This is a genomic window from Streptomyces lushanensis (assembly GCF_001700515.1).
GTDB lineage: Bacteria > Actinomycetota > Actinomycetes > Streptomycetales > Streptomycetaceae > Streptomyces > Streptomyces lushanensis.
Genome location: NZ_MAUD01000336.1, coordinates 1 through 9,321, shown reverse-complemented (window position 1 = coordinate 9,321; position 9,321 = coordinate 1). Strand labels below are relative to the sequence as shown.

Sequence of the window (9,321 nt, the reverse complement as noted above, 5' to 3'; positions counted from 1 at the left end):
GATGTCGCGGCAAGTCTGCTCGCGGAGCTGGAGTCCGAGCGCACGGCCGAGATCGATGCCCATCTCGCCCTGCTCCGCGGGCTGCGCGCGCTGCCTCCGGTGCCCCGGCCCCGCAGATACTTCCCGGACAACTCCACCGACCACGCGCGCCGGGTGCTGCGCCGGGCGGAGAACGCCGACCGGCCCGGCGAGGAGACCGCGGGACTGCTGCGGACGGCCTTCGCCCACCACATCACACAGGTCTTCGGTCAGCAGTGCCAGGTCGAGGGCAAGGACGCCGGGTTCATGCTCTACGAGCACGCCTTCCTGCTGATCGACGGCAGCGAGATGAGCCTCTGGGAGGTGGAGCACACCGCGACGCCCGACGGTCGGCACATGTGCGAGGTGTACGAGTCGGAAAGCGCCGCGCGCGAAGCCATGGAGCTCCGCGCGCGGGTGCTGTGAGACGGCGCGGAAGGGCCGTGGGGGTGGTGCGTGACCCGGTGGGCCGGAGTGGCGGGGGAAAGCCGCGTTAGCTGTCGTGGCGGCCCCGGGAGGGCCGTACGAGCCGGCTGAGGGAGGGGCCGTACGAGCCGGAGGCGGCTCGTACGGCCAACGGGACCTCGGCGTCCGTCCCGGCTCCACCTGCCGACCCGCCCTCGGCGGGCCGACAGGCAGGGCCGGGGGCCGGCAGGACCGCGGGCTGGATCGGAGGTACGGGAGCGCCGCCGACCGCCGGACAGGACCTAGCGCGCCCCGACCACGGCGCCGTCGGCCGCCTCGGTCCCCCTCGCCCCCTCCTCTGCTTCCTTCGCTTCCGCCTCCGTGTGCTCCTGCGGCCGGGCCGGCAGCGCGAACATCACCGCGAAGATGACCGCGAGCACGGCCACCACCCACCACAGCGCGTGCTGGAATCCGTCCGCGAAGGCCGCGCTCGTCGCGCCCATCGGGGACGCCGCGTCCGCCGCACCTGTCGCGCCCGCTCCCCCGGTCGCGAGCCGGTCGTCGACCACTCCGAAGAACACCACCGACACCAGTCCCAGCCCCAGCGCGTTGCCCATCTGCTGCGTGGTGTTGATCAGACCGGACGCCGAGCCCGAGTGCTCGCGCGGTACGCCCGACAGCACCGCGTCCGTCAGCGGCGCCACGATCAGTCCCATACCGAGGCCCATCACGACCAGCGGCAGCGCCATCTGCCAGGAGTGGATCTCCAGCCCGTACCGTCCGGCCTCCCAGATGTAGAGCAGCAGCCCCGCCACCATCGTCAGAGCCCCGGCCTGAAGCACCTTGCGTCCGAAGCGCGGCACCAGTTTCTGTACGGAGAGCCCGGCCGCCACCGAGACCGCGACCGAGAACGGCACACCGGTCAGCCCGGCCCGCAGCGGGCTCCAGCCGAGTCCGATCTGCATGTAGAGCGTCCAGACCAGGAAGAAGATGCCCAGCGCGACACCGAAGGTGAGCTGCACGGCCACACCTGCGGCGAAGCTCTTCACCCGGAACAGCGACAGCTCGACCAGCGGTGAACCGTCCTTGCGCGTCTTGTGCCGCTCGTAGGCCACAAAGCCGGTGAGGACGACCAGGCTGCCGGCCATGCACAGATGCCCCCACAGCGGCCAGCCCAGCTCACGCCCCCGCGTGAGCGGATAGATCAGCATCAGCAGGGCCGCGGTGACCAGCACCACCCCGACCAGATCGAGCCTGAGCGCCTTGGGTGCCCGGGACTCGGTGATGAACCTCCGGCCCAGCACCACACCCGCGACACCCACCGGGAGATTGATCAGAAAGATCGGACGCCATTCCAGGCCGAACAGATTCCACTGGGTGAGCAGCGCGCCGAGCAGCGGTCCCGAGACCGCGCCGAGGCCGACGACCGCGCCGAACATCCCGAAGACCTTGCCCCGCTCGTGCGCGGGGAAGGTGACATGGATGATCGCCAGTACCTGCGGCACCATCAGCGCGGCCATCGCGCCCTGGAGCAGCCGGGATCCCACCAGCATCGCCGGGTCGGCGGCGAGGCCGCAGAGCGCGGAGGCGACCGTGAAGCCGGTGATACCGATCAGGAAGAGCCGCTTGCGGCCGTATATGTCACCGAGCCGACCGCCTGTGATCAGTCCGGCGGCGAAGGCCAGCGCGTATCCGGCGGTGACCCACTGGATCGCTCCGAACGAGGCTCCGAGATCGCGCTCGATGCTCGGGATGGCGATATTGACGATGGTGACGTCGACCAGGTCCATGAAGGCCGCGGTCATGACGACGGCGAGGGCCAGCCAGCGACGGCGGTCGGCCGAACCAGGACCGGGGGCAGGACCAGGTCCGGGAGCAGGACCGGAACCGGCCCCGGCGAACTCGGCAGACGCACTGGTGGCACCAGGGCCAGGACCGGCGGCGGAGGCGTCACGGGCGGACTCGGAAGCCGTATCCAGTACGGCTCGTGTAGAACTCATGCGTCACACGCTAAGAACGATCTAGGTCAATCCATGTCCTAGATGAAGCGCATCATGGACCGCATGACCGATACCCCGGCGCGGCTCCTCAGTCTGCTCTCCCTCCTCCAGACCCCGCGCGAATGGCCCGGCAGCGAGCTGGCGGACCGTCTCGGCGTCAGCCCGCGCACCATCCGCCGCGACATCGACCGGCTCCGCGACCTCGGTTACCCCGTCGAGGCCACCAAGGGCGCCATCGGCGGCTACCGGCTGGTCGCCGGCAGCGCCATGCCTCCGCTGCTCCTCGACGACGAGGAGGCCGTCGCCATCGCGGTCGGGCTGCGGGCCGGGGCCGGCCATGCCATCGAGGGCGTCGACGAGGCATCCGTACGGGCCCTCGCCAAGCTGGAGCAGGTGCTCCCGTCGCGGCTGCGGCACCGTGTCTTCACCCTCCAGACCGCCACGATCCCGCTCACCCGGGGCGACGGCGCGACCATCGATCCCCGCACCCTGACGGTGATGGCCGGAGCCGTCGCGGGCGGCGAGCGGCTGCGCTTCGGCTATCGCTCGGTGGACGGTACGGAGACGAAACGGCAGGTCGAGCCGTACCGACTCGTCTCCACCGGCTGGCGCTGGTATCTGGTGGCCTACGACCTCGGACGGGAGGACTGGCGTACGTTCCGGGTCGACCGGATCAGCGAGCCCTTCGCCACCGGATCCCGGTTCAGCCCGCGTGAGCTGCCGACCGGGGACGCGGCGCAGTTCCTGCGGCGGTCGATGTCACGGAGATCGCCACGGACCGAGGTGGAGGTGAACTTCGCGGCGCCGGTGGAATTCGTGAGGGCGCGGCTCCCCGGCTACCTCGGCGCACCCGAACCGACCGGCCCCGACTCCTGTCTGCTGCGGACCACGACGACCGACTCGCTGGAGTGGCTGGCGCTGCGGCTGGCACTGGTCGACTGCGAGTTCACGGTGCGTCAGCCGGTCGAGCTGACGGACTGTCTGCGCGAGCTGGGAGCCAGGCTCCTCCGCGCGGCGACCGCGACCGCCGACGGAAGCGACCGGGCCTCGGACGAAGGGGAAAGGTGAGCCCCGGCACCTGGGGGGGGTTGGTGCCGGGGCTCGTTCATGGGGGCCGACGAATCGGCCGGTGCGTACGAAGAGACAGTACGAGCAAGGGCGACACTACGGCTACTGGACGGCGACGTCACGCCGCCGCGTCGAAAAGACCTCACGCCGCCGCGTCGAACCCTGTATCCCGCGCCATCTTCTTCAATTCCAGCAGCGCGTGCTTCTCTATCTGCCGGATCCGCTCACGGGTCAGCCCATGCTGCTTGCCGACCTCGGTCAGCGTCCGCTCGCGGCCGTCCTCGATGCCGTACCGCATCTTGATGATCGAGGCCGTCCGCTGGTCGAGCTTGCCTATCAGGTCCTCAAGCTCCTCGCTGCGCAGCAGCGTCAGCACGGACTGCTCGGGCGAGACCGCGGAGGTGTCCTCCAGCAGATCACCGAACTGGGTGTCCCCGTCATCGTCCACCGACATGTTCAGACTGACCGGGTCACGGGCCCAGTCCAGCACGTCGTTGATCCGCGCCGGGTTCGTGCCCAGCTCGGCGGCCACCTCTTCGGGCTCGGGATCCCGGCCGTTCTCGCGGTTGAACTCCCGCTGCACCCGGCGGATCCTGCCCAGCTCCTCCACCAGATGGACGGGCAGCCGGATCGTGCGGGACTGGTCCGCTATGGAGCGTGTGATGGCCTGCCGGATCCACCACGTGGCATACGTCGAGAACTTGAAGCCCTTGGCGTAGTCGAACTTCTCCACCGCTCGCACCAGGCCGGCGTTGCCCTCCTGGATCAGATCCAGCAGCGGCAGACCACTGCGCGGATAGCGCCGCGCGACCGCCACCACCAGACGGAGATTCGAGCGTATGAAGACGTCCTTCGCACGGTCGCCGGCGGCGACCAGCGCCTCCAGCTCCTCGGGCGAAGCCCCACCGGCCTCGCTCTCCACCTCTCCGTCGAGAATCTGCCGGGCGTAGACCCCGGCCTCGATGGTCTGGGACAGCTCGACTTCCTTTGCGGCGTCGAGCAGCGGCGTACGCGCGATCTCGTCGAGGTACATGCCGACCAGGTCGCGGTCGGCGATCTCCCCGCCAACGGCGCGAGCACTGCTTGCCGCTTTCGTCCCGCCGGTGGCGGCGGTACGACGGGCGACGGCGCGGGTTGCCATGCGAGCTCCCTTACTGAACTGAGTAGGTCGCGACACCCTTCCGGGTGCCCTGCATCCGAAGGAAACAACGACTGGAATCCGGACAGAATTCCCATGGCGTACATGCATTTTCTGATCATGCAGTACCCTGTGGCGCCGATCAGGGTGGACAGAAGCCCCAGAGAGGGACAGAAGGCCAGGTCAGGGCCGAACCGACGGCCATTTCCAGCACCTCGGCCGCCGTCCACGAGCGCCGCCCCCACGTGACACCCGTCACATTCGGCGGCACCCTCACCGCTGCCCTCGTCACCACGCCCACCTCCCCCGAGGAGCGACCGCCCGCGACCGCCCGCGACCGCCCGCGACCGCCCGCGAGCGGTCGCCTCCGCCGCGCTCCTACCCGGAACTCCTACCCGAAAGACCTTCCGCGCCCCTCGCGGGTTGCTCGGACGCGCCCCGCGCGCGCCCTCCCCAGTGACAACGCACGACGTCAGCCGAATTGCACCGACCTCTTCGCCAGACCCATCCAGAAGCCGTCGATGACGCTCCTCCCCCGGTCCAGCTCGCCCTCCGCGGCACCGAGCGTGACGAACAGCGGCGCGAAGTGCTCGGTACGGGGATGGGCCAGCCGTCCCGCCGGCGCCTTGCGCTCGAAGTCGAGCAGGGCATCGACGTCCTGCGCGAGCAGCGCCCGCGTCCCCCAGTCGTCGAACTCCGCCGACCAGCCGGGCACGCCTTCGCCCGTGTGCCGCAGCGCCGCCAGGTTGTGGGTGAAGAAACCGCTGCCGACGATCAGCACGCCCTCGTCGCGCAGCGGCGCCAGCCTGCGTCCGATCTCCAGCAGCTCGCGCGGATCGAGCGTGGGCATGGAGACCTGGAGTACGGGGATGTCGGCCGCCGGGAACATCTCCACCAGCGGCACATACGCCCCGTGGTCGAGCCCGCGGTCGGGCACGTCCACCACGGGCCTGCCCGCGCCGCGCAGCAACTTCCGTACGGAGTCGGCGAGTTCCGGGGCGCCGGGGGCGGCGTACCGTACCGCGTAGTAGTGCTCGGGGAAGCCCCAGAAGTCGTACACGAGGGGGATGGTCGCGGTCGCGCCCAGCGCGAGCGGCGCCTCCTCCCAGTGCGCGGAGACCATCAGGATCGCCGTGGGCCGCGGCAGCGTGGCGGACCAGGCCGCCAGTTCGGCGGTCCAGACGGGATCGTCGGCGAGCGGCGGGGCCCCATGGGAGAGGTAGAGGGCGGGCATACGCTCCACGACGGCGTTCATGGCGACTCCAGGGCTGTGTCGGCTGCGGCTCGGTCGTCCCACTCGGGGCGGTTCACTTGAGGCGCNNTGAGGCGCGAATCCTGGGCGCAAGGCCACAATTCACTTGAAACCTCAAGCATTCAACTCATACAAGCTTATCCGGGTCTAGTTTAACTTTCAAGAATGAGTAGAGTGGAATACATGACCACGGCATCCACCGGCGAGGGCGCCGGTACGGGCGAGGAGCCGCGCTGGCTCAGCGACGAGGAACAGCGCGTCTGGCAGGCATACCTCCAGGCCACGACACTGCTGGAGGACCATCTCGACCGCCAGTTGCAGCGCGACGCCGGGATGCCGCACATCTACTACGCGCTGCTCGTACATCTCGCGCGGGCCCCGCGGCGCCGTATGCGGATGACCCAGCTCGCGAAGGACGCCAAGATCACCAGATCGCGGCTGTCCCACGCGGTGGCGAGGCTGGAGCAGCACGGCTGGGTCCGGCGCGAGGACTGCCCCTCCGACAAACGCGGACAGAACGCCTTTCTGACGGACCAGGGCAACGAGGTGCTGAAGCAGTCGGCGCCGGGCCATGTCGCCGCCGTACGCCAGGCGATCTTCGACCGGCTCAGTCCCGACCAGGTGAAGCAGCTCGGCGAGATCATGCAGGTGATGGCGGAGGGGCTTCAGCCGGAGGGTACGGGCGCGGATCTGCCCTGGCGCCGCTGAACCGCGGGACACCAGGGCAGATCCGTTCTTGGCTTCTTCTCTTCGCTTCTTCGTCTCTTCGGTTGTTCGCCTCTTCGGTTATCTGCTTCTTCGGCTGTCCGGTTGTTCGCACATACCGATCATCCGTACGTACCGACGGCAGCCGGTGCCGCCGTCAGCCGTACAGCAGGCCGTGAGGCCGTGAGGCGTGAGGTCGTCAGTGCATGACGACCGGGACCTTCGCCTCGTCGTCTGCGGCGCCGGCACCGGATCCCGAGGCGACCGGCGAGGAGCCAGGACGGCCGGTGTTGATGAAGGTCAGGGCGATCGCGGCGGCGACGGCCAGGATGCCGACCGCCCACCAGATCGCGCTGGAGTAGCCCTCCACCATGGCCCGCAGCTCAAGGAGCTGACGGTTGCTCGTGGTCGCCGCGTGCGAGGTGACGTACGCGGTCGTGGCCGAGGCCGCGATCGTGTTCAGCAGCGCCGTACCGATCGCGCCGCCCACCTGCTGCGAGGTGTTCACCATCGCGGAGGCGACGCCCGCGTCGCGCGGCTCGATGCCGTAGGTGGCGAGCGACATGGCCGGCATGAACGCCGTACCCATGCCCAGGCCCAGCAGAAGCTGCGCCGGCAGGATCAGACCGGCGTACGAGGAACCGATCTCCAGCTGCGTGAGCAGCAGCATGCCGAGCGCGGCGACCACGAAGCCGGGGCCCATCAGCAGCCGCGGCGCCACCCGCGTCATCAGACGCGCGCCGATCTGGGTCGAGCCCGTGATCATGCCCGCGATCATCGGCAGGAAGGCGAAACCGGTCTTGAGCGCCGAGTAGTCCTTCACGACCTGGAGGTAGTAGGTCAGGAAGAGGAAGAGACCGAACATCGCGATGATGGCGAGGCCCAGCGAGAGATAGACACCACCGCGGTTGCGGTCGGCGATGACGCGCAGGGGCAGCAGCGGGGACTTCACCTTCGACTCGACACCGACGAACGCCAGCAGCAGCACGACGGAGGCGACGAAGAGCGAGATCGTCATGGAGTCGGACCAGCCGTGGGACTCGGCGCGGGTGAAGCCGTAGACCAGCGACACCAGGCCCAGCGTGGAGAGCACGACGCCCGGGATGTCCAGCGCGGAGCGGTTGCGGCTGCCGGCCGGCTCGCGGATCACGAAGTACGCGCCCAGCGCGGCCACGATCGCGAACGGGATGTTGACGAAGAACGTCCAGCGCCAGTCCAGGTACTCGGTGAGCACACCACCGAGGATCAGGCCCACGGCGCCGCCGCCACCGGCGATGGCTCCGTAGATGCCGAACGCCTTCGCGCGCTCCTTGGCGTCGGTGAACATCACCGCGAGCAGCGAGAGCGCGGCGGGCGCGAGCAGGGCGCCGAAGGCGCCCTGGAGGGCGCGGGAGCCGAGCAGCATCGCCTCACCGGTGGCACCGCCGCCGAGCGCCGACGCGGCGGCGAAGCCGAGCAGACCGACGACGAAGGTGCGCTTGCGTCCCCACAGGTCGGCGATCCGGCCGCCGAAGAGGAGCAGACCGCCGAAGGCGAGGGCGTAGGCGGTGATGACCCACTGGCGGTTTCCGTCGGATATGCCGAGGTCCTGCTGGGCGGAGGGCAGCGCGATGTTCACGATCGTCGCGTCGAGCACGACCATGAGCTGCGCGAGCGCGATGAAGACCAGCGCTTTCCACCGGCCCGGGTCGGGGAGTGAGGCTCCGGAGGACGCGGCCGAGGCGGCCGACGAGGGGGAGGGCGAGGACTGCGCTGACGCGGCCGGTTCGGCCGAGGCGGCTGAATTTGACATGGAGGTATCCACCTAAGGATGCGGAAAGACGAAAAAGTCGGTAGGTCGGTAAGTACAGGCGACGCTGCCGGACTTACGAGGTCATGGAGTCACTGAGGTCGTCAGGTGACCGGGTGATGGACAAACGGGTCTGGGGATGAGGGTTCCGGGCGGTCCGGCGGATCCACGTGGTCCGGCGGATCCGAACGGTTGGTCCGGCGGATCCGAACGGTCCGACAGGTCCGAACGGTCCGACGGGTCCGGGGAAGCGCTTCCGAGAACCGCCGGTACGGGGCTACCGGACGGAGTACGGGATCGCTCGGACGCCCGCTGGGCGGCGGCGCCACGGGACGTTCCGCACCGGTGCGGACGTTCAGCGGCGGCCGGTTCCGCCCGGATGGCCGGGCGGCCCGTAAAGGCTTCGGTTCTCGGCCGCCGGGCTGGGCCTCCGGGGCCGGAGTTCATGGTTCAGGGCGCGTCACGGAGCGGCGCGGCGCAGATCCTCCAGGGTCGCGGCCGAGCCGGGCAGTTCGGACCGGGAGGGCGCCTCCAGTCCGTCGAGGAAGAGCTGGAGATGCCGGTGGGTGAACCGGTCCATGTTGAGGCAGCCGGTTCCGGGCAGTGGACGGGTGAGCTGGGACAGCGCGACCATCAGATCACCGACGGCGACATCCTCGCGGAGCCGTCCCGCCTGCCGTGCCCGCTCCATCAGCCCTTCGACCGCGCCTTCGAGACGCTCACGCTCGGCGCGCAGATCGGGCCGCGCCCGGTCGAACGTGCTCGAAAGCATCGGGCAGAGCGCCCCGATCCGCTCGTCCGCCGCGGTGTGCACGAAGATGCGCAGCGCGGCGAGCGGGTCGGGCTCCTCGGCGGCGATGCGCTCCGCGTGGTCCGCCGAGCGGGCCATGACGAAGAGCACGACGTCGTGGATGAGGGCGTGGCGGTCGGGGAAGTGCCGGTAGAG

The 9,321-nt window shown here is 69.7% G+C and carries 8 protein-coding genes; 3 read left to right on the top strand and 5 right to left on the bottom strand.

Annotated elements, in window-relative coordinates; translation table 11 throughout:
* A partial coding sequence (locus BFF77_RS25010; protein WP_245703700.1) for a DUF6227 family protein occupies window positions 1-444 on the top strand: 444 nt, incomplete at its 5' end.
* A 281-nt stretch (window positions 445-725) separates the two neighbouring features.
* Here BFF77_RS25010 and BFF77_RS25005 read toward each other — a convergent pair.
* Window positions 726-2,228 (bottom strand): MFS transporter, encoded by a 1,503-nt coding sequence (locus BFF77_RS25005; RefSeq protein WP_066953671.1) that lies wholly within the window; start codon window positions 2,226-2,228, stop codon window positions 726-728.
* 258 nt (window positions 2,229-2,486) lie between these two features.
* Between BFF77_RS25005 and BFF77_RS25000 the strand changes: the two genes are divergently transcribed.
* Window positions 2,487-3,491, top strand: a complete 1,005-nt coding sequence (locus tag BFF77_RS25000) for a helix-turn-helix transcriptional regulator (RefSeq protein ID WP_066953680.1) — start codon at window positions 2,487-2,489, stop codon at window positions 3,489-3,491.
* Window positions 3,492-3,633: 142 nt separating this feature from the next.
* On the opposite strand, the gene BFF77_RS24995 is transcribed toward BFF77_RS25000, so the two are convergent.
* Both BFF77_RS24995 and BFF77_RS24990 read right to left on the bottom strand, forming a co-directional pair.
* Entirely contained in the window at window positions 3,634-4,632 is a 999-nt protein-coding gene (locus BFF77_RS24995; protein ID WP_066953669.1) for a sigma-70 family RNA polymerase sigma factor, read from the bottom strand.
* Between the two features lie 469 nt (window positions 4,633-5,101).
* Window positions 5,102-5,884, bottom strand: coding sequence for a dioxygenase family protein (locus tag BFF77_RS24990; protein WP_066953667.1), 783 nt, complete (start codon window positions 5,882-5,884; stop codon window positions 5,102-5,104).
* A gap of 171 nt (window positions 5,885-6,055) precedes the next feature.
* Here BFF77_RS24990 and BFF77_RS24985 point away from each other — a divergent pair, with 171 nt between their 5' ends.
* Window positions 6,056-6,589, top strand: coding sequence for a MarR family winged helix-turn-helix transcriptional regulator (locus BFF77_RS24985; protein ID WP_425424426.1), 534 nt, complete (start codon window positions 6,056-6,058; stop codon window positions 6,587-6,589).
* A 196-nt stretch (window positions 6,590-6,785) separates the two neighbouring features.
* Here the strand turns inward: BFF77_RS24985 and BFF77_RS24980 are convergent, their stop codons facing one another.
* Together BFF77_RS24980 and BFF77_RS24975 are read right to left on the bottom strand one after the other, a co-directional pair.
* Window positions 6,786-8,378, bottom strand: coding sequence for an MFS transporter (locus BFF77_RS24980; RefSeq protein ID WP_079125477.1), 1,593 nt, complete (start codon window positions 8,376-8,378; stop codon window positions 6,786-6,788).
* 457 nt (window positions 8,379-8,835) lie between these two features.
* On the bottom strand, window positions 8,836-9,321 hold a 486-nt coding region (locus BFF77_RS24975), incomplete at its 5' end, for an SbtR family transcriptional regulator (RefSeq protein WP_066953663.1).